This is a genomic window from Oscillibacter sp. GMB15532 (assembly GCF_041020825.1).
Taxonomy (GTDB): Bacteria; Bacillota; Clostridia; order Oscillospirales; family Oscillospiraceae; genus Oscillibacter.
Genome location: NZ_JBEVTO010000008.1, coordinates 130,738 through 154,914, shown reverse-complemented (window position 1 = coordinate 154,914; position 24,177 = coordinate 130,738). Strand labels below are relative to the sequence as shown.

Sequence of the window (24,177 nt, the reverse complement as noted above, 5' to 3'; positions counted from 1 at the left end):
GCAATCAGTGATTGGTGATGATTTTGTCGATCAGGCCGAATTCCTTGGCCTCGTCGGCGGACATGAAATTGTCCCGTTCGCAGGCGGCGGTAACTTCTTCCAGGGACTTTCCGGTGTTGTCCGCGAGAATGACGTTCATCCGCTTTTTGATAATTTCCAGCCGCTTGAGATGGATGGCCATGTCGGTAATCTGGCCCTGCGTCCCGGCAGAGGGCTGGTGAATCATAATTTCGGCGTTGGGCAGGGCAATGCGCTTACCCTTGGCGCCGGAGGACAGCAAAAACGCACCCATGGACGCGCACATGCCCACGCACACGGTGGATACGTCACACTTGACGTACTGCATGGTATCGTAAATGGCCATTCCGTCGGTGACGGAGCCGCCGGGGCTGTTGATATACAGCTGGATGTCCTTGTCGGGGTCCTGCGCCTCCAGATAAAGAAGCTGGGCCACAACCAGACTGGCGGTGGTGGCGTTGACCTCCTCGCCCAAAAAGACGATGCGGTCGTTCAGCAGTCTGGAAAAGATATCGTAGGACCGCTCGCCACGGTTGGTTTGTTCCACTACGTAAGGTACTAAACTCATTGGTATAACCTCCACTTTGATACTGGTCTGCGGAGTCCCCGGCCCCTTGCCGGGGTTGGTCCGTCTAGAAACATTCTCCCATGATACCACAGGTACCATGAGAGAATGTGTCGAATCTGTAAAAAGTAAACGGTTTTCCGGAAGATTAGTCCGCTTTCTTGGCAGTCTTCTTGGCGGCGGGCTTCTTGGCGGGCTTCTCCTCGCCATCGGCGGCCTTGGCAGCCTTCTTGGCGGGCTTTTCCTCACCGTCCGCGGCCTTGGCAGTCTTCTTGGCGGCGGGCTTCTTGGCGGGCTTTTCTTCCTCCTCCGCGGCCTTGGGCTCCACGGCGATGGCGCTGTCCCGCACCAGATCAATCGCCTTGCGGCTGCTGAGCTGATCCTTGATCTGCTCGGCGGGCAGGTACTTCTTGATGTTCTCCAGCTCGATGCCGTACTGTCCGGCCATGGTATTGTACTCGGCTTCCACATCCTCGTCGGAAATCTCGATCTTTTCCTCCTTAATGATGGCGGCCAGAGCCAGATCCATGCGGACCTGCCGCAGAGCAGGCTCCTTCGCGTCTTCCAGCAGCTTGGCCTCGGTGATGCCGGTCATCTGCATATACTGCTCATAGGGAATGCCCTGCTGCTGAATCTGATTTTTGAAATTGTCCACAAAGCGGCGGGCCTGAGATTCCACCAGCGCATCAGGCACTTCGGCGGTGATGTTCTCCGCCGCCTTCTGCATCAGGGCGTCCTCAAACGCCTGCTTCGCCACCTGCTCGCGCTCATCGGCAATCTTCTTCTCGATGTCTGCCTTCAGGTCCTTCAGCGTGTCAAACTCGCTCACGTCCTTGGCGAACTCGTCGTCCATGGCGGGAACGTCTTTCTCCTTCACCTCGTGGAGCTTCACCTTGAACACCACGGCCTTGCCGGCAAGCTCGGGAGTGTAGTCCTCGGGGAAGGTCACGTCCAGATCCTTCTCCTCGCCGGCCTTCATGCCAACCACCTTCTCCTCAAAGCCGGGGATAAAGCTACCGGAGCCCAGCTCCAGGCTGTGGCCCTCGCCCTTGCCCCCGTCAAAGGGCTTGCCGCCCAAAAAGCCCTCGAAATCGATGACGGCCACGTCGCCGTTTTTCGCTTCCCGGTCCACAGATACCAGCCGGGTGTTGCGGTCGGCCATTTCCTTCAGGCGCTCGTCCACATCGGCAGCGCTGACTTTCACGTCGGACTTGGGGGCCTCAAGGCCCTTGTACTGGCCAAGCTTCACCTCGGGATAAACGGGAACCACAGCCTTAAAGGTAAAGCCCTCTTTGGTGAGCTCGCCCTCCAAATCCACCTGAGGATAACCCACGACTTCCAGCTTCTGCTCGGCCACGGCGGCCTCGTAGGCGTCGGGCATGGCGATATTAACCGCTTCCTCGAAAAACACCTCTGCGCCGTACATCCCCTCGATAATCTTGCGGGGAGCCTTACCGGGACGGAAGCCCGGCACATTGATCTGTTTGCGCATCTTCTGATATGCCTTTACGAGAGCGGCCTCAAATTCCTCCGCGCTGACCTCCACAGTCAGGGCGACGGTACTTTTTTCCTGTTTTTCGCAGTTTTTCACGTTCATATTGTTTACTCCTCCGTTCATGACCGGTGCAAGCCGGTACAATTCCTTATAATATCAGACAAATGCGGAAAAATCCACACTTTTTTCATGATTCGATAATTTTTTTTGGAATGAACTCCAAGTAGTCCGCAGAGATAAGGGAAAAGTCGGTTCCCCCCTGCTGGCCCTCAAAACGGCGGCGGATCACCGGCCCGTGAAGATGCCCGTAGTAGCAGGCCTTCACCCGGTATTTTTCCAGCAGCGCCAGAATCTCGGGACACTGATAGCCTTTGTACAGCGGCGGATAATGGAGAAAGCACAGAATCGGCCTGTCCCCCGCCGCCCGGAGAGAAGTTTCCAGCCGCATGACCTCCCGGTTCAATACCTTTGCGTCCGGGGGCTTTTGGCGCTCCTCCTGAAACCAGCCCCGGGTGCCACACAGGGCATATTCTCCGTAAAAATGGCAGTTGTTGTGGAGAAAGGAAAAGCTGGTCAGTCCCTTCTCCGCAAAAAAGCCGCTCATCTTGTTCACCGTGGTCCACCAGTAGTCGTGGTTTCCTTTCACCAGCAGCTTTTTTGCGGGAAACTGCTCCAAAAAGCGGAAGTCCGCCTCTGCCTCCTCCATGCTCATGCCCCAGGAGGTGTCGCCGTCCAGAATCAGCGTGTCCTCTTCCGTCAGTAAGGAAAGGGACGCGGCAATTCGATTTACGTAGTCCTTCCACGCCTCCCCGAAAACCTCCATGGACTTGTTCGCCGTCAGGGATAAATGCAGGTCGCCAATTGCATACAGGGCCATTCACGCCCTCCTTTTCTTGATTTCTTGCAGGCTGTAACCTCCCGCGCCGGATACCCCGGAGGTTATCTGAGGAAGTCCCGCACGGTCTGGGGCATCTCCTCTTTTTTCCGGCACAGGTCAAACCGGTTCTCCTTCTCCCGCAGGGCCGCCAGCCTCCACGGAGCGGGCCTCCCGGTGACGTATTGCAGCCGGTCGATCAGCTCCGTGCCCGTACCCTCCGCCATCTCGCCGATGGCGGCAAGCACGCTGTCGCAGAATTTGAAGGGGGACGCGGTGGATACAAACACGGCGGGAGCGTTATCTCCGGTTTTGGCGCGGTACTGCTCCAGCACGTCCGCCGCCACGGCGGTGTGTGTGTCCAGCAGATAGTTCCGCTCCCGATAATAGCGCCCGATGGCGGCGGCGGTTTCCGCCTCGCCGCAGGACCCGGCCCAGAACAACTCGTGGATCTGCTCCAAAATCCCGTCGCTCACCCGATAGCTGCCGCTCATGGCCAACTGGTCCATATAATCCTTCACCTGTTCGCCGTTCTGCCCTGAAAGGTCAAACAGCAGCCGCTCCAGATTGGAGGAAATCAGGATGTCCATGGAGGGGCTGATGGTGTTGTAGAAATTGCGGTTGCGGTCATAGGTCCCGGTGGTCAAGAACTCCGTCAGCACGTCGTTTTTGTTGGATGCACAGATGAGCTTTCCAACGGGAAGGCCCATCTTTTTGGCGTAATACCCCGCAAGGATATCGCCGAAGTTCCCAGTGGGGACGCAGAAGTTGACCTTCGTTCCCATTTTTAGCTTTCCATCCCGTACCAGATCGCAGTAGGCGGAGATATAGTAGACCACCTGCGGCAGAATCCGGCCCCAATTGATGGAGTTGGCAGAGGAGAGGAAATAGCCCCGTCCGTCCAGTTCTTCCCGGAGGGCTTCGTCGGAAAAAATGCGCTTCACGCCGCTTTGCGCGTCGTCAAAATTCCCCACCACGGAGCAAACACCCACGTTTTCGCCCCGCTGCGTCAGCATCTGGGCCTCCTGCACGGCGGAAACGCCGTCCTTCGGGTAAAACACCAGAATTTTTGTCTGCTCCACGTCGGCAAAGCCCTCCATGGCGGCCTTGCCGGTGTCGCCGGAGGTAGCCGCGAGGATGCAGGCCGTCCGGCGCTCTCCCGTTTTCTTCAAAGCGGCGGACAGCAGCCGGGGCAGCATCTGAAGCGCCAAATCCTTAAACGCGGAGGTAGGTCCGTGCCACAGCTCCAGGCAATGGGTGGCTTCGTCCAGCGTCCGCACCGGGGCCACGGCGGCAGTGTCGAACCGGGTGGGGCCGTAAGCCGTCTCCGCAAAGTCCAGCAGCTCCTCCGCGCTGTAATCCGTCAGGTACAGACCCATCACCGCCGCCGCACGCCGGGGATAGCTCAGGGGCAGCAGGGCTTCCAGTTCTTCCTGTGAAAGCGTTGGAAATTCCGCAGGGGTCAAAAGGCCGCCGTCCCGGCTCAACCCCTGCTGCACGGCCTGCGCCGCGCTCAGATCCACCGCAGTGTCCCGCGTGCTGTAATACTTCATGTCTCTTCCTCCTGCTTGTCGCGCCGCCGCGTGTCTTCCGTCAGGCTCCCGGCAGTCTTATTCAAACGCGTTTTCCAGATACTCCACCCGGAGCGCGCCATTCTCGTCGTAAACCTCCGCCACGTCAAACCGTGCGGGCTCGTCCAAATCCTTCACGCTCATGTACAGCGCGGCGGCGGACCGCAGCCGCGCCTGCTTAGCCACGGTCACATATTCCCTTGGAAGCCCAACCTGCAAGTTGCTCCGCAGCTTCACCTCCACAAAGCACAGCAGGCCCTCCGTATCACGGGCAATTAAATCAATCTCCCCGAAGCGGCATCGCCACTGGTTGGCAAGCAGCGCATAGCCCCTCCGGCGCAGATATCCGGCCACTTCCGCCTCGCCCCGGTTTCCGGCGCTTTTCGTGGTCATGGACGTCCCCTCTCCCATTTCTTCAAAAAGCTCCGCCGGTGGGCGGGACAGGGACCGTAAGCGTCCAGCATGGCGTAATGCAGCTTGGTGCCGTACCCCTTGTGCTTTGCGAATTGATAGAGAGGATACTCTTTGTCCAGTACTTCGGTCACAAACCGGTCCCGGCTGACCTTCGCCAGAATGGACGCCGCCGCGATGGATGCGCTTTTGCCGTCTCCGCCCACCACGGTTTCGTGAGGCGCGGTGATGGCGCACAGGCTGCCCCGGTCACGATTCCCGTCAATCAGCGCAAAATCGGGCCGCTTTTTCAGCCCGTCGATGGCAAGCTGCATAGCCTTCATACGGGCATTGAGAATGTCAATGCCGTCAATTTCTTCGGCTTCCACCCATGCTACGCAATAGTCCTCGGCCTCGGCCCGGATAATTTCAAACAGCGCCTCCCGTTTTTTCTCCGTCAGCGTTTTCGAGTCGTTCAGCCCATCAATGACCAGCCCACGGGGCAAAATCACCGCCGCCGCATACACCGGTCCCGCCAGCGGGCCGGCCCCCGCCTCGTCCGCGCCGCACACGGTTTCATACCCGGCGGCAAAGCACTGCTCCTCAATGCTCCACGGATGTTCCATCTCAGCCATTTCCCTGCTCCTCCGGCGTTTCAAGGCTAAAGCGTCCAAGTTTCCCGCCCCGGAACTCGTCCAGCAGGATTTTGGCCATCCGCTCCGTGTCGATTTCCCCGCCCCGAATCACAAAGCCCCGCTTCTGTCCGGCCTGTTCCAGTAATTCATAGCCGGATGCCCCCGGCTGGGGCTGAAATTTATACCGCTCGGAAAGCTGTTCCGGATACCGGGCGGCAAGATAGCTCATAAGGTTGCAGGCCAACGTCTCAATGTCGATCACCTCGTCCCGCACCGCGCCGGTGAAGGCCAGATTCAGCCCCACGCTCTGGTCCTCAAACTTGGGCCAGAGAATTCCCGGCGTGTCCAACAGCTCCAGCCCCTGATCGATGGGGACCCACTGCTTCGCCCGGGTAACACCGGGTCGGTCCTCGGTTTTGGCGGTTTTCCGTTTTGCCACCCGGTTGATGAAGGTGGATTTTCCCACGTTGGGAATTCCCAGAATCATCACCCGCATAGTGCGGCCCACCTGCCCTTTTTCGGCGTAGGCCCGCAGCTTGTCCGTAAGCAGGGCCCGCACGGCGGCGGGAAACCGTTCCACTCCGTCTCCGCCCTTTGCGCTGCACTCCAGCACCGCATAGCCTTTTTCCCGGAAATAGGCCGCCCACAGCCGCGTCTTGGCGGGGTCCGCCTGATCCGCCCGGTTTAGGACCACCAGCCGGGGCTTTCCCGCCGTCAGCTCGTCCACGTCCGGGTTCCGGCTGGAAATGGGAATGCGGGCATCCAGCAGCTCGCACACCGCGTCCACGTTTTTCAGCTGGTCGGCAATCATCCGCCGGGTTTTGGTCATGTGGCCGGGATACCACTGAATATTCAGATTCTGTCTGTTTTCCACGTGTTTCCTCCTTGTGCCCTCACCGGAGCAAGCCAATACGGGAAAAATCCCGCTGCCCTGTCTCCGAATCCCTGCCGGGATACAGAATCAGCGCCGCCCTGCCGATGATATACCCCTCATCCACCGTGCCCAGCCGCGCGTCCCGGCTGTCGTTGGAGTGGTTGCGGTTGTCCCCCATTACAAATACGGAGCCCTCCGGCACCGTCAGGGGAAACTCCGTTCCGTCGCAGCGAAAGGTCAGCTCCCGGATGTACGGCTCGTTTAAAACCTTTCCGTCCACCTGTACGCTGCCCTCATCAAAATCAATGTCCACCGTCTGCCCACCCACGGCGATAATCCGCTTGACAATGGGCTCCTGCAAAAAGCTCTGCTTTCGTAAAACCACAATGTCCCCGGCCTTATACTTCCCCGCCAGCAGGCCCACGGTAACCGCCAGTCGGTCCCCGTCCTGAAGCGTGGGCAGCATAGACTGTCCGTCCACGCCAATCAGCCGCACGGCGAAAGCAAACACCAGCACCACCGCCAGCACGGAGGACACCAGCGCCCGCACCCATTCGTACAGGCCCTGTCCCCGAACAGCATCCGGAACCACCGCCGTCAATTCTCTCATGTCGTTTGTCATTTTATACCTCGTCCGGCAGATTCCGGAACCACGCCGGACGGGAAGCCCATCCGCTGCTTTTCTCCGGCGCGGCAGGCATTTAGCCTCCGCTCTCCGCAAGGGCAGCTTCCGCGCGGCCCTAACTTGCATAGTATAACAAATTTAACCGCAAAGAACAAGTGCGAAGGGCGGGATTTTTCTCGCAAAATGCGCGAAGGAACCGTCTTCGACAGTTCCTTCGCACACATTCAGACCGCAGGCCTTTTCAGTCATCGGCCCTGGAATTTGGGCTGTCTCAGCCCGGAGGCCAGGTCATGTCCCGCCCGCCCAGCACATGGAAGTGCAGATGGGGCACGCTCTGCCCGGCCTGCTCCCCAATGTTGGAAACCACGCGATAGCTTCCGATGCCCTTTTCGGCGGTGAGCTTTGCAATCACCTCGAAAATGTGGGCAACCAGCGCGCTGTTGTTCCTGTCAATCTGGGACACGGAGGCAATGTGGCTCTTCGGAATCACCAGAAAATGGGACGGGGCCTGAGGCGCAATATCGCTGAAGGCATAGCACAGCTCGTCCTCATACAGCGTGTCGCTGGGAATCTCCCCGGCGGCGATTTTGCAGAATAAGCAGTCCGACATCATGAGTCCTCCCTCTTAAAAAATATTCGGTAAATTCATCTTCGTGAATTTATCTTAGATAAACCGGCGGTACAGGGCGTGATAGCGATATCCCAGTTTTTCCAGAGTTTTGACCAATTCCGCCCGGTCCACATCCTCGACGGCGCAGAGGTCCTCCAGATCCGCGTAATCATCCCGCAGCTTGGTATTTACCACGCTCAGCAAAATGGCAGGGTCCTTTGGCAGCATCTTATTTCAGCCTTTCCGCAACGAAATCGTCCACCGCGGCCAGCGCGTCGTCCAGCTTCAACAGGTCCTTGCCGCCGCCCATGGCGGAATCGGGCTTGCCGCCGCCGGAGCCGCCCGCGATGCCGGACACCAGCTTCACCAGCTCTCCCGCCTTGATGCCCTTTGCCACAGCCTCCTTGCCGCACACGGCAAGGAACGTGATTTTCTCCTCTGCGGCGCTTGCCAGCACCGCCACCACGCCCGGTTCCTTATCCCGCAGGAAATCACCCATCTGACGCAGAGCGTTGGCGTCCGTGCCCGGGCGGCTGTGGGTCACGATTTTCAGGCCGCCAACGGCCTTGGCAGACATCAAAAACTGCTGTGCATCGCCAAGAGAAGCCTGCGCCTGATACCGCTCCACCTCGCGGCGCAGCTCCCGCATTTCCAGCATCACCTGCTCCGCCCGGTCCGCAAGGTCCGCGGGGCTGGTCTTCAGCAGCTCCGCCGCCCGGAACAGCAGTTCCTGATTGCGGTTCATCGTCTCCAGCGAGGCCTTGCCCACCGTGGCCTCAATCCGGCGCACGCCGGAGGCGATGCCCGCCTCGGACCGGATACGGAAAGGGCCAACCTTTGCGGTGTTGTCCAGATGCGTTCCGCCGCAGAACTCCATGGAGGCCAACTCCTCGCCCTCTCCCATGGAAACCACGCGGACGGTCTTGCCGTACTTCTCGCCGAACAGGGCCACGGCCCCCAGCTTTTTTGCCTCCTCCACGGGAAGCTCCTGTGTGCCAACAGGCAGGCCCGCCAAAATCTCGTCGTTCACCAGCCGCTGGATTTGGGACAGCTCCTCCGCCGTGATGGCCGAGAAGTGAGTAAAGTCGAATCGCAGCCGGTCCGGCTCCACCAAGGAACCGGCCTGATGCACGTGGTCCCCCAACACCTTTTTCAGTGCCGCGTCCAGAAGATGGGTGGCGCTGTGGGCGCGGCGGACGGCCTGACGGCGCTCCACATCAATGACGGAGGTGACCGTGTCTCCCTTTTTCAGTTCGCCGGACTCCATCACGCCGTGATGCAGGAACTTCCCGGCCTTGTCCTTCTGGACATTTTGGACGGCAAACACCGCCCCGCCAAGAGAAATGGTTCCGTGGTCCGTCACCTGTCCGCCCATCTCCGCATAAAACGGCGTTTTGTCCAGCACCAGCACGCCCTCGGCACCCTTGACGATGGCGTCCCGCAGCTCATCCTCCGCCACGATGGCCAGCACCGTACCGGAATCCTGGTTGTGGTCGTAGCCGGTGAAGAGGGTAGGCGTTGCATCAAGACCCAGATCAATGCCAGCCCATGCCACGTCGCCCAGCGCCTCGCGGGCCTTTCTTGCCCGGACGCGCTGCTGCTCCATCAGCTCGCGGAATTCGGCCTCGTCCACCTGCATGCCCTCTTCCTCCAGCATTTCCGCCGTCAGGTCCAGAGGGAAACCATAGGTGTCATAAAGCTTAAATGCGTCCGCCCCGGAGAATAAAGTCTTGCTCTCCTCCTTGTGGGCCGCCAGCATCTCTGTGTAAATCTTCATGCCCGCGTCCAGCGTCTTGAGGAAGTTCTCCTCCTCCGTCCGGACCACCTTGGTGATATAGGCTTCCTTTTCCGCCACGTCGGGATAGGCGGCCTTGTTGACCTCCGCTACCGTGGCCACCACCTTGTACAGGAACGGCCCGTCTACCCCCAGCAGCTTTCCGTGCCGCGCGGCGCGGCGCAGCAGGCGGCGCAGCACATAGCCCCGCCCCTCGTTGCTGGGCAGTACGCCGTCGCAGATCATCATGACGGAGGAGCGGATATGGTCCGTGATGACCCGCAGGGACACGTCGGTCTTGGCGCTTTCCTCGTAGTGGGCGCCGGTAATCTTGCTGACATGGTTGGTAATGTGCATTACGGTATCCACATCGAACAGGGACGCCACACCCTGGCTGGCTACCGCCAGCCGCTCAAGACCCATGCCGGTGTCGATGTTCTTATTCGTCATCTCCTCGTAGTGGCCCTCGCCGTCGTTGACAAACTGGGAGAAGACGTTATTCCAGATTTCGATATACCGGTCGCAGTCGCAGCCCACGGTGCACTCCGGCCGACCGCAGCCGTATTTCTCGCCCCGGTCATAGTAAATCTCGGAGCAGGGGCCGCAGGGACCGGGGCCGTGCTCCCAGAAGTTATCCGCCTTGCCGAAGCGGAAGATGCGCTCGGCAGGGATGTTCATGTCCTTGTTCCAGATTTCAAAGGCCTCTTCATCCTCTTCGTAAATGGAGGGATACAGCCGGTCCGCTTCCAGCCCCGCCACCTCGGTCAAAAACTCCCAGCTCATGGGGATGGCTTCCTTCTTGAAGTAATCGCCGAAGGAGAAATTGCCCAGCATCTCAAAATAGGTGCCGTGACGGGCGGTTTTTCCGATGTTTTCAATGTCGCCGGTGCGGATGCACTTCTGGCAGGTGCAAACCCGGTTGCGGGGAGGCTCCTCCTCCCGGGTAAACCAGGTTTTCATGGGGGCCATGCCGCTGTTGATCAGAAGAAGGCTTGCGTCGTTGTGGGGAATCAGGGAAAAGCTGGGCAGGCGCAGATGTCCCTTGCTCTCAAAATAGCTCAGGAATTTCTCCCGCAGCTCGTTCAGTCCGTATACCGGATGTGCCATATATGTTTCCTCCGTATTTCTCAAAATTTCTCAAATCTGCGATAAAAAAGAAAACGCCCCGCCCCGGCATAGGGGCGAAGCGATGCTTCACGGTACCACCCTAATTATCCCCTTGCGGGGCGTCTTAGCCATCTTTGTATCGGGGATGAACCGTCCCGCTCGTCGCGGGATGCTCGGAAGTGGCTGCCGCACAGTCTTGGGTGGGGGACTTTCACCGTCTCCCCCTCGCTAAAACCTGTCCGCACGGCTGGCTCCGTCATGGCATTTTCAGATTACGTTGCTATTTTAGCACACTTTTTCACATTGTCAATGGGATTTGCGGCGTTAAAACCGCCTTTAGCGAGAGTTTTTCAGCGCTCCCCGCCGGGACGGCTTTCTCCGGATTAATCCCGGCCTCACGCCATAAACGGCACCACCAGCGACGCCAAAAGCGAAAACACCAGCAGTCCCACAATTACAATCGCCGCAATGCGGGTTCCCTTGTTCATCTGTTTTTTTCCTCCTCCGTCAAAATTTTTCGGATGCTCTTTTCCGCCCGGCTCCGGGGGAGCATCAGCTCGTGCCCGCAGCCCAGACATTTCAGCTTGATATCCATGCCCACCCGCAGAATTTCCCAGTGCTTGCTGCCGCAGGGATGCTGCTTTTTCAGTTCCACATGGTCGTGAAGATGCAAGTCCATGAAATTCCTCCTGTCAATCCCCCGCCAAAGGGCGCATATAGTGATTCAGATGCTGAATTTGCGCCGCTCTGCGCGGCGGATGGAGAGAGTTGCCATGCCGGAAAATAAAATGTATCTGCCGGAGGGCCTGCGCCCCCGCGCCCCCCTTACCCCCGCCCTGCTGCGGGACGCCCAGGAGCACAGCACAATTCTGGAGGCCCCTGTGATCCGGTGCGACGGGGAGCGAACGCTCCACGTCTCCCTCGGCCCTATGGAGGGCCTGATTCCCCGGAGTGAAGCCGTTTCCCCATGGATTGGCGGCGCGGAACGGGACATCGCGCTTTTATCCCTTGTGGGAAAGCCCGTCTGCTTCTCGGTGGCAAGCCTTACCGCCGACGGAAAGGGCGCACCCCGGGCCCTCCTGTCCCGTCGGGCCGTACAGGAGCGGGCCATCACGCATTTTATGGAGACGCTGGAACCGGGAACGGTCCTCACCTGCCGGGTGACGCATATGGAATCCTTCGGTGCGTTTTTGGACATCGGCTGCGGAGTGGTGGCCATGCTGCCCATCGAGCGCATCTCCGTCTCCCGTATCCCTCACCCCGCGGCCCGCTTCCGCACAGGACAAAAAATTCTGGCGGCAGTGCTGTCCATTGACCGGGAAAACCGCCGGTTCACCATGACCCATCGGGAGCTGCTGGGCACCTGGATGGAAAACGCCAGCTATTTTTCCCCCGGCGAAACCGTTCAGGGCATCGTCCGTTCCATCCGGGACTACGGGGCCTTTGTGGAGCTGGCCCCCAACCTCTCCGGACTTGCGGACCTGAAAGAGGACGTGGCGGAGGGGGACCGGGTTTCGGTCTACATTCGCTCCATCCGCCCTGAGCACATGAAAATCAAGCTGCAAATCATCCAGCGGCTTACGCCCTCTGTTTATCCCGTGCCCCTGCGCTATCAAATCACCGACGGAACGCTGGAACGCTGGGTCTATTCTCCCGCCTGCTATGAAAAGCCCCCGGCGGCCACGGATTTTACCGCTCTGCGCCTTTGATTTCCTCCCAGTACCGCCGGGCGGCCTGCTCGGTCTTGTTCTCGCCGTATTCATAATACCGGGCGTTTTTCAGCGCGTCTGGCAGGTATTGCTGCTCCACCCAATGGCCCGGATAGGCGTGGGGGTACTTATAGTTCTGTCGGCTGTCAAAGCCGGTGGTGTCCGCGTGGACATTCTGGAGTTGGCGGGGGATATCCCCCGTCCGCCCGGCCTTCAAATCCCCCATCGCCGCCGCCACAGCGTTCACCGCGGAATTGGACTTAGGTGCGGTGGCCAGCAGAATGGCGGCCTCCGCCAGGGGAATCTGCGCCTCCGGCAGGCCCAGCTGCACCGCCGCGTCCACGCACGCCTTTGTCACCGCAATTGCCATGGGATAGGCAAGGCCGATGTCCTCCGCCGCGATGACCAGCAGCCGCCGGCAGGGGGACAGCAAATCTCCCGCCTCCAGCAGCCGTCCCAGATAGTGCACCGCCGCATCCGGGTCGCTGCCCCGGATGGACTTCTGGAGCGCGGACAAAATGTCGTAGTGCGCGTCACCCTCCCGGTCGTAGCGCATGGCGCTGCGCTGGGAGAGCTGCCGCGCGTCCTCCCGGGTGAGCTTCAGCTCTCCGTTTTTGTCGGGCCGCGCCGCGCGGCAGAGAAGCTCCACGGCGTTGATCGCCTTGCGCACATCTCCTCCGCAGGCGGTGGCAACGTCCAGCGGCAGGCCCTCTTCCCAGACAAGGGGCAGTTCCTGCCGCCCCTTCTCTATTTCCAGCGCCCGCTCCACGGCGGGCAGCACCTCTTCAGGCGGCACAGACTTGAACTCAAACACCGTGCTGCGGGAGAGCAGCGCGCCGTATACATAAAAATACGGATTCTCCGTAGTAGAGGCAATCAGGGTGATCTGCCCGTTTTCCATAAACTCCAGCAAACTCTGCTGCTGCTTCTTGTTGAAATACTGTATCTCGTCCAGATACAGCAGAATCCCCCCCGGGGCCAGCAGCGTCCCCACGTTTGCAATGACCTCCTTCACATCTTGAAGGCTGGCGGTGGTGGCGTTGAGTCGGTAGAGCGTTTTCTGTGTTTTCTCCGCGATAATGTTTGCCACGGTGGTCTTGCCGGTCCCGGAGGGCCCGTAAAACACCATATTGGTGGAGGTCCCGCTTTCAATCAGGCGGCGAAGCACCGCACCAGGCCCCAAAAGGTGCTTTTGCCCCACCACCTCGTCGATGGTCCCGGGCCGTATTTCATCCGCCAATGGGCGCTGCTGCAAGGCGCTCCCCCCTTCCATGTCCGCCTTTCGGCGGCACTGTTTTTCGCCCTCCCACCATACCACACGCCACGTAAAATTGCAAGATTTCCTAAGACGGCACACGCACCAAACAACAAAAACCCGTTTCCGGTTGGAAACGGGTTTTTGTGATACATTTCTGTGCAAAAGACGTATTCTAAGTACTTTGTAAGAAAACCGGGCGCTCATTTTTCAAAGCAATGGCCAGACCCGAAAGTCCGCGCCCGCGGCTCTCCGTTTCCTTTGCGTCAATATTTTCCCGCGGGTAAATTGGCAGGCGTGGCCTTGCTTTCCATGTCCGCATCGGGAGCCGCTGCACCGTCGGCATTGGGGGCCGCTCCGTCCGCATCGGACATGCCGTCCCCGTCGGACGCATCGGACGTCGGGGTGCTTTCCACGTCCCGGAGGAAGTCGACTCTCTCCTCTTTTAACTTGAACCGACCCACTTCCTGACGCAGGGTGACTGCTTGAGCGGACATCTCCTCGCTGGTGGCGGAGTTTTCCTCCGCTGTGGCGGCGTTGGTCTGCACCACGGCAGAAATCTGGTTCAGCCCGTCCCGAATTTGCTCAATGGAGTCAGTTTGCTGCATGGAAGCCTGTTCAATCAGGCCAAAGCTCTCGGCCACCTTTTGTGCGCTTACTTCTGTGTTGCGCAGCTCCAGCGCCGTCTTCTCGGTGATTTCCGTTCCCCGGGCCACAGTGGCCACGGCAACTCCAATCAGATCCGCCGTCCGGCGGGCGGCCTCGGCAGATTTTCCGGCAAGGTTGCGCACCTCGTCGGCCACAACGGCGAAGCCCTTGCCCGCGTTGCCTGCCCGGGCAGCCTCGATGGCGGCATTCAGCGCCAGAATGTTGGTCTGGAAAGCAATGTCTTCAATGACCTTGGTAATGCTCACAATCTGGTTGGAGGATGTGCTGATTTCTCCAATTGCCGTGGAGAGCTGGTGCATATATTCGTTGCTCCCCTTCACTCCTCCGACGGCCTGCTCAATATGTCCGGCGGCAGTCTTGATGGTAGCAAGGTTATTCTCAGCCTGTTCGGCAACCTGCGCAATCGAGGCGTTCAGCTCCTCGACAGTGGCCGCCTGCTCGGTGGAGCCGCTGGCCAGCGCCTGCGCCCCGCCGGACACCTGATCGGCGCCGACCGTCACCTGCTCCGCCGCCGTACTGACACCCCGCAGCACAACACTGAGCTTGTCCCTCATTTTCCGGGTGTTGTCCAGCAGCGGACGGTAATCACCCGTATAGATTTCGTCCGACGAGGAGTCAATCGCAAAATTGCCGTCGGCAAATGCCTCCAGTCCGCGGGAAAGATCTTCGATAATGGCCTTGAGCGTCTCAGACATGTTGGTGAAGCTTCGACCCAGCATTCCAGTCTCATCCTTGGATTTGATCGCCACATCGATATTGAAGTCGCCCTTTGCAAGCCTGTCGGCAGCCTCCACGACTTTATTCAGCGGCTTGCTGATACCGCGGGCAAGCAGCACTCCAAGCGTAATAGCCACCACCAGCGCGACCAGCATCACGGACAGCATAATCAGATTGGAGATTTTCGCAAGCTGATCGTTCTCCGCCGCCCTTTCCGCCGCCTGATTGGAGTTATACTCATAGATTTTCGTAAACGAATCCATCAGGCTGCCGCTCACCGCGTTCGCTTCCACCAGCAAAACGCGCCGCACATGGTCATACTGGCCCACCTTTGCATAGGAAAGGCCCTGCTGCATATAAGTCTTGAAATCCACCCAGTCTGATTTCAGGTCAAAAAACAGTTCCTGATCGGCATCTTCGGAGATGCCCGCCTCATAGTTGGCCATGTCCTCTTCAATGATTTTAAGAAGTGCCTCGCATTCTTTTACGTAATTGTCTCTCAGCGAGTCAGCCTGCATCAGCAGCATTTCGGCCACGTTGTACCGAATCCGCTGATAAGAAGTATTGGCGTCCCCCGAATACAAAACCGCCATGGTGTTTTTCTCGTAGAGCATTCTGCCCGACTTTGCTAACGCATTGATATTCATAAGTCCAACGATGCCAACCGCGCCCGCAATAAGCGCTATGGCCAAGAAGCCTGCCACCAATTTCGTGGAAATTTTCATGTTTGCGATCCGTCCCATAAATAATATCCCCTTCCATGCAGTTGAAATGCGCTTTTTTCTCTCTAAATTTGCGTGTCTATTTTTATAATGCCTGAAAACGCGGAACCTTTTGGGCTCGGCCTCGTCCCTTAACTGCCCGGCTCTCAATTTTCCTGCATACACGCCAGATATTATGAACATCTTAAAGGCGTAATCTTGTTGACATTAAACTTATAGATTGTATATATCAATATATTTACCATTGTTTTGATATGATTTTCGACAGAGGTGCAATGCATGAGGACAACAATAGAAATTCTTCGCGGACTGCGTGAAGACAAAGATTTAAAGCAATCCGACATTGCCGGCTTAATTGGTACCACGCAGCAGCAATATTCCAAGTATGAGATGGGAGGAAGCGATCTTCCGATCCGGGCGCTGGTCATTTTGGCCGACTACTATGACGTATCGACAGATTATCTTTTGGGAAGAACCGACTGCAAAGACGGCCTTTCCGCCCTGAAGGAGCAGATAATCGACGGTACAACAGCAGGTGGGCTTCTCTCTTACGTCCTGTCCCTGGGGGCAGGCGGGAGACGGGCGGTACTGGAATACGTCTACTTGCAGCGTCTCAAGGAAAAATACGGTAGAAAAAAGTAGATCCACCGTTTTTCACCAGTTTTTCAAATCAAAAACCACGCGGTCCGCGTGGTTTTTCGAGCTCGAAAAACGGCATAGCGCCAAGCGGACGCTATGCCGTTTAAATCCGAAAGGCTCCTGCTCCTCAACTCTCCGAAGGGGTGAGGAACATGAGTGCGGCATGGATTGTACCGGCGCTGTTTTTGAAAAACCCGAGCTCGGCAACTGTAAATTTTTCACTGAGAATGTTGGCCCTGTGTGTCTTGGACTCCATCCAAGCCTTCACCAGTTCGTCCGGCGTTTTATGTCCCTTGCCCAGATTTTCGCCGACCTTGATAAACGTGACGTCCTCGTCTGTAAATGCCGTGGAAACGGACCGTCCGTCCGGTCTTTCGTGGGCAAACTTGGCGGCGCTTTCCTCGGCGCGTACAGCCGCAACCTCGGCCAGCTCAGCGTCTGCTTCAAAGGGTTCCAGCTCTTGCTTGGCGCGCTCCTCGTTGACCAGGCGCAGCACCTCGGCGGAAAATTCTTCGGCAGTGAGGGTTTTGTCTTCCTTTTTCTCCGCAGCAGCGGTGGAGGATGTATTCATATTCGTTCCCTTTTCCCAGGAAGCAGCCTGCGCCGGAACGGCAAGCGCGGCGGTAAGAGCAGCGGCGGCAAGAACCGCCCAAAATTTCTTCAGCCTTCTCACGATTAAAAACTCCCTTCCGCAAGAAGTTGAAATCGTGCCTAAAAGAAAAGCGAGTCTCTTTTTGATTGCTACCAAAAAGGACTCACTAAATTCCTAATGAGACATCAATTTCGGCAGCCCGGCTATCATAGTTTTTTCAAAACCTTAGACCCGTGGCTTTGCGTCCCATCCTTTCGGATGGTTTGCTATTATCGTTCTGTGTATCATATTCGTATATATGCGTTTTCTAAAGTATACGCGACTTTGTGTCAAAATGCAAGGCTTTTTGAAAAATCTTTTAAAAAATTTTCCTTTTTTGTCCCTTCCAAATCAGGACGCGGAGGGATTTACGCCGGTGTCGGTCAGCCGCGCACGGACAACCAGCCGGTGGCTGGACACCAAATAGGGCGTGCAGGTGATGAGTGTGAGTGTGTCCGTCTCCCCGGGGATGTCGGAAAGCACCCATGTTTCCTCAGGCAGCACGCTGAAAGACTCATAAACTGTATAGGTATACAGCGTCTCCCCCTCACCAAGGGTGATCTTGTCTCCCTCCCTCAGCTTGTCCAGATACCGGAAGGGACTGGGCCGATGTCCCGCGATGGCACAGTTGCCCTCCTGCCCCAGGCCCGCTGTTCCCACCACATGACCCACGCCGTAGCGCATCTGCCGCCCGGTGCCCTCCAGTACATGCTGCGACACGCCAAGTGATGGAATTTTGAGAATCCCCAGCCGGACATAAGCCTCCGGCGGCCCGTCCTCCGTCTCCTCCCCGGGAAGAATTCCACTCTCGTCCTCCGGCACAGGCTCGGCTTCATCGGTGAGAAGACTGTCCGCATCCTCGCCGGTCAGAACAATGGGGGCAGGGTCCGGCAGCGCTTCGGGGACAACCCCGAACAGCCGCCCCCATGGATAATCCGCCGCCTCTATGGCCACGGCCACAGCCACCAGCACAAGGCCCAGCACCATCATCAGGCGCGGGCCTCTTCGGCGCTTTTCAGTGCTTTTCCCCATCGTCTCTCCCTCTGTCATTCGTATTTTCCGTAAGCGTGCTTCTTTCGCCCAGGCGGCAAAGCAAAGCGGCATGTCCGGCAGGACGCCGCAACAGTGACACATTTTGTCGGTTTTCTCTCCCTCCGCAGAGGGGGTCCACAAATTTTATCATACCCGTTCCAGTGTTTCAACTTTGGAAAAGGCATTTATTTTTCTTCCATATCAAACACCTTTTCGGATAATGCTATATACCCGCGTTTTACTTCCCCTTTCGCCTCTTTTTTTGCGGTTCATATATTAGACTTTAAAAAATCCGAGCTTTCCGGCAAAAGCCGTTTTCAATAGATACCCCGGCCGAACACAGCATCTGGCCTTCGCCGCCGTGCGGCGACATAATTTTAAGAAATTTTGTGGGATTCACAGAGAAGGAGATTGTTGTATGAGAGTACGAAACACGAGAGCACGAAAAGGGAAGTCATTTTCCCTGCTGATGGCAGTGCTGCTGGCCATGCAGCTGCTGCCGCTGAACTTTGTTCAGGCTGTTCAGGAGTCGCCGTCCGGAGGATCGATGATGATGCCTCTTGTCGCAGGGGGCTCCCTAAAGGACCTTACTGATACGAAGTATCTGGTCATTCACGAAAATGATTATACCCCGTCGGAACAGAAAAGCGAAATCAAAATTACCGACCCCGCCACCGGTAACGAAATTCCGCCCACAAGCAGCGGCTCTTCCGGCATTTATTACAACGCCCCCTCCGGCGCAAATTTGATGCTGAAGCTGGGCTTCCATCTGGAGGAAGGCGAATCCGGCGTTATGACCTATGACTACGAGGAGGGCGACTTTTTCGACTTCCGGCTGCCCGAGGGGCTTACTTTCTCGCCCCTATCGGGCATTACCGTAAAAGATGGCAGCGGTGTAACCATCGGCACCGCGTCCATTTCCGGAAACACGCTCACCGTGGTGTTCAACGCCAACGTTGAGGGGCAGTACGGCATCTGGGGCAATATTACCATCAACGGTACTTTTAACAATATCGCCTCCGGTGCACCGGAGGAAACCTCCTTCAGTCTCGGCTCGCAGACAGTCGTGATTGAGCGCGACACCGACGATCCCCCACCGGCCCCGGGCAAGGTCAATCTGGATAAAAACGGCGTATTTCTTCCCAGCGGCAACATCCGCTGGACCGTTACGGTCACGCCAGAATCCGACACGACCAGCCTTGCTGGCTATCGTCTCGAGGATACATACAGCGCCAATCAGACCTATGCCACAGATTCCTTTACGGTAAAAAGCCTGACGGATTCCTCGCCCCGTACCATTATCGAAGCGGACATTGCCAAGGGCACAAATTCCATTTCCTACACCTTCCCCGAAGGTACGGAGGGTAAGCAGATCGTCACCTATGAGACGAAACTGAATTCCAGCGCCAACTCTGGTTCCGAAAAATTCAAAAATACCGCCAAGCTTTATAGAAGCTCCACCGACACCAATCCCCTGAAAGCGGAGAAGGAACTGACCTCCGGCGCCGTCATTCAAAAAGAGGGCGGCAACGTTCAGCCCGACAAAGAGGGCCGGATTAACTGGAAAATCACAGTGAACGTCCCCAAGGCGTATGACACCAATGGCAACGAAATAAAAATTACCCTTCCCAACGCTAAAATTATTGACGAAATGGACCCCCAGTTGGAGCTTCTCACAACTCCCGCTGTGCAGTACAGCTATAACGGCTCGGCTTTTGACACCGTTTCCCCTACAACCGCCGACGAGCCTGGAAAATACAGCTTTGTTGAGGCCAATCCTCCTACTGCCCCTAAGCATACGCTGACCTATCTGTTTGCCTCTCCCCAGCCCCAATCCGGCGACACCGTGGTGCTTACTTACTCCACCAAGGTGAAGGACTGGGACACCGTGGCTAATAACAACACGCAGTTGGAATTCACCAACAACGCGCGCTTTGAGTGGACGTGGGACCCCAACGGCGACGGAGGCTCCACCATCTCCTTCGGCACGGGCGAGGTGAAGAAGGAGTCTCAGCAATACGGCTACATCGCCAAGTCCACCCCGGGCCCCAACCCGGCCAACTTTGTGGGCGAAAGCAGCCGTTACATCAAGTGGACCACCACCGTCAACAGCAACCATGTGAAGCTGACGGCCCCCGTTGTCAAGGATTTCATTCAGGCAGGGCACGAGCTGTTCATAGACAGCACTGACCACAAGTTTACCGTGAAGAGCCAGACGACAGGCGGAGCCGTTACCACCATTGACACGTACACCGCCTTCTCTGGCTCCGCCCAGACTGGCAGCTCAACCACACTCACTGCCAGCGGTGCGGACAAGAGCGGGTTTACCCTTGAACTCCCCTCCACCGCAGACTGCACGGACAGTTATATTATCGAATACTACACCTATGTGACGGACAGCGGCCTTGAAAAGCTGTATAAGGGCAAGGGCCACACCTCTCCCAATACCACCGAAGCGTTCGTCAACAACACGGAGCTGTGGCTCGGACTTACCAAGTCCGGCGAAGCCTCTGCCGAGAAAAAATTCAACCTCGAAATGCTGAACAAGCGCGGCACCAGCTACAACGTGGCCGACCGCTCCATTCAGTGGACCGTGGTGGCCAACCGCAACCAGCTTCCCCTGACGGGCGCAACTATCTCCGATCAACTTCCAGAGGGCTTGGAGCTGTGGGTCGATGCAACCCACAAGTTTGAAATTCAGGCCATGACCGGCAGCGCGAAATCCGTCAAAACGGAGCTGATTTATGGCGTGAGCCTTTCGTCTCCCGCCGAGCTGACCGGGACCAAGCGTGAGGCGTATCCCGGCGAGGATGAAAGCAAAGGCTTCCTGATCTCCCTGCCAACCTCCACCTCTGCCCAGTTCACCGTCACCTTCTGGACAAAAGTGACGGACGACTTCCTAAAGAAAATCGGAGACGGCAGCGGCTTCTGGGACACGAATAAGCAGCACAAGTTCCCCAATACAGCAACGCTGAATTGGACGAATCTCGGAGGCGGCTCCGAATCGGACACCTACACCGTAACCGGTAAAAATCCCATGATCTCCAAGAAAACCATCGGCACCAGCAACGAAATCATTTCGTGGGAGGCAGTCATCAACCCCTCCAAGGTTCTTCTGCAAAATGGCAAAGTCACGGACACCCTGCACGCCAAAATTGAGCTGATTGACCGGCCGGAAAGCACCCTTGACGAGCGGCAGCCGGTGCTCGGAGACAACTCCATCCAGCTTTACGAAATCAACGTGGACAAAGACGGAAATCAGACCGGTGCAAAAACCTTTGTTTCCTTGAAGAAGCTGGCCACGGAGACACCGGCGGAAACGGGCGCGTATTACACCTATGCCGATAACGGCGAAGACGGGAATCACGTTCTCACGCTCTACCTTCCTCATAACACCAGCAACGCCTATCTCCTGCAATTTGACACCGCGCTGAAAAAGAACGAAACCACCAACGGCATCACCAACAAAATCGAATTGGAAGATTCCACAATGAAGGATGGGAAGGAAGTCACCAATATCAATGTGACGGAGGCCTCCGCCATTGGCGGGATGTACGCCAATCAGATTACCGTCAAAAAATTAGCGGACGCCGCGCCGTCCAACTCCGGCTCCACTGCGTCCACGGACCTGTCCGGTGCGGAATTTGCCCTTCTGAACAGCGCAAACGGCAATGTCAAAAAGAATGAAACTGCATTCAACGAGGGCACAGGCGGTAAAGCGCTGCGTGCTGTTGAGCGGAAAACCGATACCAGCGGAGAAGCTCTTTTCAACAACCTGCCCGCATGGGTCTTCAAGGTTCAGGAAACAAAGCCGCCCCACGGCTATCTCCTGCCTGCCAATCCCGCCGACAGAATCCACACGGTTAATAACGGCAATCCCATCAGCAAGACAAACCAGGACCTAAACAATGTGACGATCACCAACACGCTTGCAAAGGTGGATGTGGAACTTAAGAAAATTGGAGAGGCGAACGAAGCCCTCTCCGGCGGCTTGTTCGGGCTGTATAACAAAGCCGACGACAGCCTTGTACAAAGTGTGCCCGCCTCCGGCGACCCCGACAGAGGTCAGGTAAAGTTCACCGGCGTGGAGTTTGGCGACTACTACATTCGGGAAATCACCCCGCCCGACAACCACGAAAAGACCTTTGAAAAAATTTACGTTAAGGTCGATTATAAGCCGGGCAGCTACACCGAAGCCCAGCCTACCTACTCGACGGACGGCGTTACCTACGCCGCAGTATCCACGCCCCTGACCCTGAAAAACGACGCTACCCCCATCAACGGCGGGGTCAATCCCGACATTGCTTTCTACAAGCTGCGCACCGACAATAATTCCGCCAATCCCAACAGGGGAATCGGTCCTCTGCCCGCCGCGCAGTTTGCCCTGAAAACCTACCCGGGCGGAGCACAGGTGGGCGCCGTTCAGAATCCCGATTCTGTTTCCGGCAAGGTGGCCTTCTCCGACGTTCCTTTTGGGAAATACGCCATTTATGAAACAGTTCCCGCCGGATATCTGAACCCCAATGCCAACCCCGACGCTACCCCCGTCTTTTGGGTGGATGTCAACTATAAGACAACAGGCGCCACCACAGGTCTGCGGGTCCGGCTGTACGACAATTCCGCATTGACCGGCACCCCGCTCTTTGACTCTCAGGGCATCGACGCCACTGCCGTTCTGCCCGAAGTGGTTAACCTCGCGGCTGTGGCAGATGTGTCCTTTGCAAAGGAAAGCACTTCCTCCGCCACTACAATCATCAACGGCGGCACCTTCCAGATTCAGGGGCAGGCCGCTGCGGGCTTCCTCGCCTCCGTAACCGGCGGCACCATCGATCCCACCACCGGTATCTACACCGCAACCGCCACTGCTGTAAGCGGCGTGGTAACATTTAAGAACGTCCCCGTAAACGCGCCGGGCGAGACGTACACCATCAAGGAAATCACCCCTCCCTCCGGCTATTACTCCACCGAAAAGCAGCTCAAAGCGGAGGTCCGGTGGAACGCCGATCAAACGACGCTGCTCCCGCTTGTCTATTGGGATACGAACGGCAGCGTAACAGCGGCCCCCGCTCTTCAAAACGCCCCCGTTCCCTCCTCCCCCTCCTCCGGAAGAGCCTCGGTTATGAAGGAAGATGAAGATGGCAAGCCTCTGGCAGGCGCGGAATTTACCCTCTATGACTCCACGGGCAAGGCGATTGCCAGCACGGTTTCCGGTCCCAGCGGCCTGGCGGAGTTTACCGGACTGGCGGCTTACAGCAGCTTCACCATCCGCGAGACTAAGGCCCCCGACGGCTATGTGCTGAGCGGCGAGGAGCTAAAGCTTTCAACTACCAGCGGCACCAGCCGCAGCTTTACTATAGTCAACAAAAAAGCCGCTGCCGACGCGAGCACAATCCTTGTTCTGAAGACCGACCCGGACGGCACCCCCCTCTCTGGTGCGGAGTTTACGCTTTACAACAAGGACGGCAGCGCGGTCGCAACGGGCACGACCGGGACGGACGGAAAGGTCTCCTTTGAAAATCTCCCCGCCGGGCAATACACCGTGGCGGAAACCCGCGTTCCCAGCGGCTATGTCCGCGTGGCCGGAAATCAGGACGTGACCCTGTCCAAGAACGAGACGCGTACTTTGACCGTGGTTAACGAGGCAAAGCCTGAGATTCCCGCTTCCGTTCTGGGTTCCATTCGGATCATGAAGGTCAATCCGGCCCGTGAACCGTTGGCCGGCGCGGAATTCACCCTGTACGCGGCGGACGGCAGCGTCTTTGCTAGAGAGACGACCGGCAGGAATGGTCTGGCTGTCTTTACCGACCTTCCCATCGGGAAGTACACGGTCTGCGAAACAGCCGCACCGGACGGGTACTTGCTGACTGAGGACGCACTGGCTGTGACCCTGCCTGCCAGCGGCGCAGCTCAGTCCTATACCCTGAAAGACGCCGCCCTGGACGAAGAACCGGAGGTCGCGGGCTGGGAGGAAGACGGTATTCCCGGCAAGCTTCCTCAGACCGGCGGCGTTGCCCCCAGCTTCTTCCTCCTGCTGTCCGGCATTGCACTGGCCGCGATTGGCTTTGTGTGGAGCCGGAAGGAAGGCTATTTCCCCAAGCATCGGAAGAAGTAAGCCTGTCCGAAAATGTGCCTGGCACTTCCTTTGACACAGCCTTAATAGAACAGTGTAAACGGAGCCCCGCGGTGATGCCGCGGGGCTCCGTCCATTTTTTGCAGACCGCTGTTTTAAAATTAAGTGATGCGGATAATGCGCGCAAAAAATGGC

At 57.5% G+C, this 24,177-nt stretch carries 19 protein-coding genes and 1 riboswitch; of the genes, 3 read left to right on the top strand and 16 right to left on the bottom strand.

The window, feature by feature from the left end; all coding sequences use genetic code 11:
* Window positions 1-4 precede the first annotated feature (4 nt).
* The 12 genes from ABVS15_RS11225 to ABVS15_RS11170 form a co-directional block, all read right to left on the bottom strand.
* Entirely contained in the window at window positions 5-586 is a 582-nt protein-coding gene (locus tag ABVS15_RS11225) for an ATP-dependent Clp protease proteolytic subunit (protein ID WP_369283767.1), read from the bottom strand.
* A gap of 145 nt (window positions 587-731) precedes the next feature.
* A complete protein-coding gene (gene tig / locus ABVS15_RS11220; protein WP_369283765.1) occupies window positions 732-2,180 on the bottom strand; it encodes a trigger factor in 1,449 nt (482 codons plus the stop codon).
* Between the two features lie 85 nt (window positions 2,181-2,265).
* Complete coding sequence (locus ABVS15_RS11215; protein ID WP_369283764.1) at window positions 2,266-2,955, bottom strand: metallophosphoesterase; 690 nt, start codon at window positions 2,953-2,955, stop codon at window positions 2,266-2,268.
* Window positions 2,956-3,017: 62 nt separating this feature from the next.
* On the bottom strand, window positions 3,018-4,505 hold the full coding sequence (gene thrC / locus ABVS15_RS11210; RefSeq protein ID WP_369283763.1) for a threonine synthase: 1,488 nt from the start codon (window positions 4,503-4,505) through the stop codon (window positions 3,018-3,020).
* Between the two features lie 57 nt (window positions 4,506-4,562).
* Window positions 4,563-4,916, bottom strand: a complete 354-nt coding sequence (locus ABVS15_RS11205; RefSeq protein WP_369283762.1) for a YraN family protein — start codon at window positions 4,914-4,916, stop codon at window positions 4,563-4,565.
* Window positions 4,913-5,548 carry a ribonuclease HII gene (locus ABVS15_RS11200; RefSeq protein ID WP_369283761.1) on the bottom strand — a complete coding sequence of 212 codons (636 nt, stop codon included), beginning with the start codon at window positions 5,546-5,548 and terminating at the stop codon, window positions 4,913-4,915. Before ABVS15_RS11200 ends, ABVS15_RS11205 begins: the two co-directional genes overlap by 4 nt.
* Entirely contained in the window at window positions 5,541-6,422 is an 882-nt protein-coding gene (ylqF, locus tag ABVS15_RS11195; protein ID WP_369283760.1) for a ribosome biogenesis GTPase YlqF, read from the bottom strand. Before ylqF ends, ABVS15_RS11200 begins: the two co-directional genes overlap by 8 nt.
* A gap of 19 nt (window positions 6,423-6,441) precedes the next feature.
* Window positions 6,442-7,044 (bottom strand): signal peptidase I, encoded by a 603-nt coding sequence (gene lepB, locus ABVS15_RS11190; RefSeq protein ID WP_369283759.1) that lies wholly within the window; start codon window positions 7,042-7,044, stop codon window positions 6,442-6,444.
* A gap of 274 nt (window positions 7,045-7,318) precedes the next feature.
* Window positions 7,319-7,657, bottom strand: a complete 339-nt coding sequence (locus ABVS15_RS11185) for a histidine triad nucleotide-binding protein (RefSeq protein WP_369283757.1) — start codon at window positions 7,655-7,657, stop codon at window positions 7,319-7,321.
* Between the two features lie 54 nt (window positions 7,658-7,711).
* Window positions 7,712-7,885, bottom strand: a complete 174-nt coding sequence (locus tag ABVS15_RS11180; protein ID WP_369283756.1) for a DUF4250 domain-containing protein — start codon at window positions 7,883-7,885, stop codon at window positions 7,712-7,714.
* Between the two features lies 1 nt (window position 7,886).
* Entirely contained in the window at window positions 7,887-10,538 is a 2,652-nt protein-coding gene (alaS, locus tag ABVS15_RS11175) for an alanine--tRNA ligase (RefSeq protein WP_369283755.1), read from the bottom strand.
* Between the two features lie 484 nt (window positions 10,539-11,022).
* Window positions 11,023-11,217, bottom strand: coding sequence for a DUF951 domain-containing protein (locus tag ABVS15_RS11170; RefSeq protein ID WP_312281345.1), 195 nt, complete (start codon window positions 11,215-11,217; stop codon window positions 11,023-11,025).
* A 94-nt stretch (window positions 11,218-11,311) separates the two neighbouring features.
* On the opposite strand from ABVS15_RS11170, the gene ABVS15_RS11165 reads away from it, so the two are divergent.
* Window positions 11,312-12,247 carry a S1 RNA-binding domain-containing protein gene (locus ABVS15_RS11165; protein WP_369283754.1) on the top strand — a complete coding sequence of 312 codons (936 nt, stop codon included), beginning with the start codon at window positions 11,312-11,314 and terminating at the stop codon, window positions 12,245-12,247.
* Here the strand turns inward: ABVS15_RS11165 and ABVS15_RS11160 are convergent.
* Together ABVS15_RS11160 and ABVS15_RS11155 are read right to left on the bottom strand one after the other, a co-directional pair.
* The gene (locus tag ABVS15_RS11160) at window positions 12,228-13,502 is read right to left on the bottom strand and encodes a replication-associated recombination protein A (RefSeq protein WP_369283753.1); all 1,275 of its coding nucleotides are present in this window, start codon (window positions 13,500-13,502) and stop codon (window positions 12,228-12,230) included. The two genes, ABVS15_RS11165 and ABVS15_RS11160, sit on opposite strands and share 20 nt — an antisense overlap.
* Before the next feature lie 266 nt (window positions 13,503-13,768).
* The gene (locus tag ABVS15_RS11155) at window positions 13,769-15,631 is read right to left on the bottom strand and encodes a methyl-accepting chemotaxis protein (RefSeq protein ID WP_369283752.1); all 1,863 of its coding nucleotides are present in this window, start codon (window positions 15,629-15,631) and stop codon (window positions 13,769-13,771) included.
* 258 nt (window positions 15,632-15,889) lie between these two features.
* Here ABVS15_RS11155 and ABVS15_RS11150 point away from each other — a divergent pair, with 258 nt between their 5' ends.
* The gene (locus ABVS15_RS11150; RefSeq protein WP_369283751.1) at window positions 15,890-16,252 is read left to right on the top strand and encodes a helix-turn-helix domain-containing protein; all 363 of its coding nucleotides are present in this window, start codon (window positions 15,890-15,892) and stop codon (window positions 16,250-16,252) included.
* A 124-nt stretch (window positions 16,253-16,376) separates the two neighbouring features.
* Here the strand turns inward: ABVS15_RS11150 and ABVS15_RS11145 are convergent, their stop codons facing one another.
* On the bottom strand, window positions 16,377-16,922 hold the full coding sequence (locus ABVS15_RS11145; RefSeq protein ID WP_369283750.1) for a CAP domain-containing protein: 546 nt from the start codon (window positions 16,920-16,922) through the stop codon (window positions 16,377-16,379).
* Window positions 16,923-17,031: 109 nt separating this feature from the next.
* Window positions 17,032-17,119: riboswitch (cyclic di-GMP riboswitch) on the bottom strand.
* Window positions 17,120-17,231: 112 nt separating this feature from the next.
* Window positions 17,232-17,930 carry a class D sortase gene (locus ABVS15_RS11140; RefSeq protein ID WP_369283749.1) on the bottom strand — a complete coding sequence of 233 codons (699 nt, stop codon included), beginning with the start codon at window positions 17,928-17,930 and terminating at the stop codon, window positions 17,232-17,234.
* A gap of 400 nt (window positions 17,931-18,330) precedes the next feature.
* On the opposite strand from ABVS15_RS11140, the gene ABVS15_RS11135 reads away from it, so the two are divergent.
* A complete protein-coding gene (locus tag ABVS15_RS11135) occupies window positions 18,331-24,024 on the top strand; it encodes a SpaA isopeptide-forming pilin-related protein (protein WP_369283748.1) in 5,694 nt (1,897 codons plus the stop codon).
* The last annotated feature ends 153 nt before the right edge of the window (window positions 24,025-24,177 follow it).

Bases quoted from the DNA above. Each gene is read 5' to 3' on its own strand.
- ABVS15_RS11180 (WP_369283756.1), bottom strand. From the start codon at position 7,885: ATGCTGCCAAAGGACCCTGCCATTTTGCTGAGCGTGGTAAATACCAAG.
- ABVS15_RS11215 (WP_369283764.1), bottom strand. From the start codon at position 2,955: ATGGCCCTGTATGCAATTGGCGACCTGCATTTATCCCTGACGGCGAAC.
- ABVS15_RS11165 (WP_369283754.1), top strand. From the start codon at position 11,312: ATGCCGGAAAATAAAATGTATCTGCCGGAGGGCCTGCGCCCCCGCGCC.
- ABVS15_RS11185 (WP_369283757.1), bottom strand. From the start codon at position 7,657: ATGTCGGACTGCTTATTCTGCAAAATCGCCGCCGGGGAGATTCCCAGC.
- tig (WP_369283765.1), bottom strand. From the start codon at position 2,180: ATGAACGTGAAAAACTGCGAAAAACAGGAAAAAAGTACCGTCGCCCTG.
- ABVS15_RS11205 (WP_369283762.1), bottom strand. From the start codon at position 4,916: ATGACCACGAAAAGCGCCGGAAACCGGGGCGAGGCGGAAGTGGCCGGA.
- ABVS15_RS11170 (WP_312281345.1), bottom strand. From the start codon at position 11,217: ATGGACTTGCATCTTCACGACCATGTGGAACTGAAAAAGCAGCATCCC.
- ABVS15_RS11140 (WP_369283749.1), bottom strand. From the start codon at position 17,930: ATGACAGAGGGAGAGACGATGGGGAAAAGCACTGAAAAGCGCCGAAGA.
- ABVS15_RS11225 (WP_369283767.1), bottom strand. From the start codon at position 586: ATGAGTTTAGTACCTTACGTAGTGGAACAAACCAACCGTGGCGAGCGG.
- thrC (WP_369283763.1), bottom strand. From the start codon at position 4,505: ATGAAGTATTACAGCACGCGGGACACTGCGGTGGATCTGAGCGCGGCG.
- ABVS15_RS11200 (WP_369283761.1), bottom strand. From the start codon at position 5,548: ATGGCTGAGATGGAACATCCGTGGAGCATTGAGGAGCAGTGCTTTGCC.
- ABVS15_RS11155 (WP_369283752.1), bottom strand. From the start codon at position 15,631: ATGGGACGGATCGCAAACATGAAAATTTCCACGAAATTGGTGGCAGGC.
- alaS (WP_369283755.1), bottom strand. From the start codon at position 10,538: ATGGCACATCCGGTATACGGACTGAACGAGCTGCGGGAGAAATTCCTG.
- ABVS15_RS11135 (WP_369283748.1), top strand. From the start codon at position 18,331: ATGAGAGTACGAAACACGAGAGCACGAAAAGGGAAGTCATTTTCCCTG.
- ABVS15_RS11150 (WP_369283751.1), top strand. From the start codon at position 15,890: ATGAGGACAACAATAGAAATTCTTCGCGGACTGCGTGAAGACAAAGAT.
- lepB (WP_369283759.1), bottom strand. From the start codon at position 7,044: ATGACAAACGACATGAGAGAATTGACGGCGGTGGTTCCGGATGCTGTT.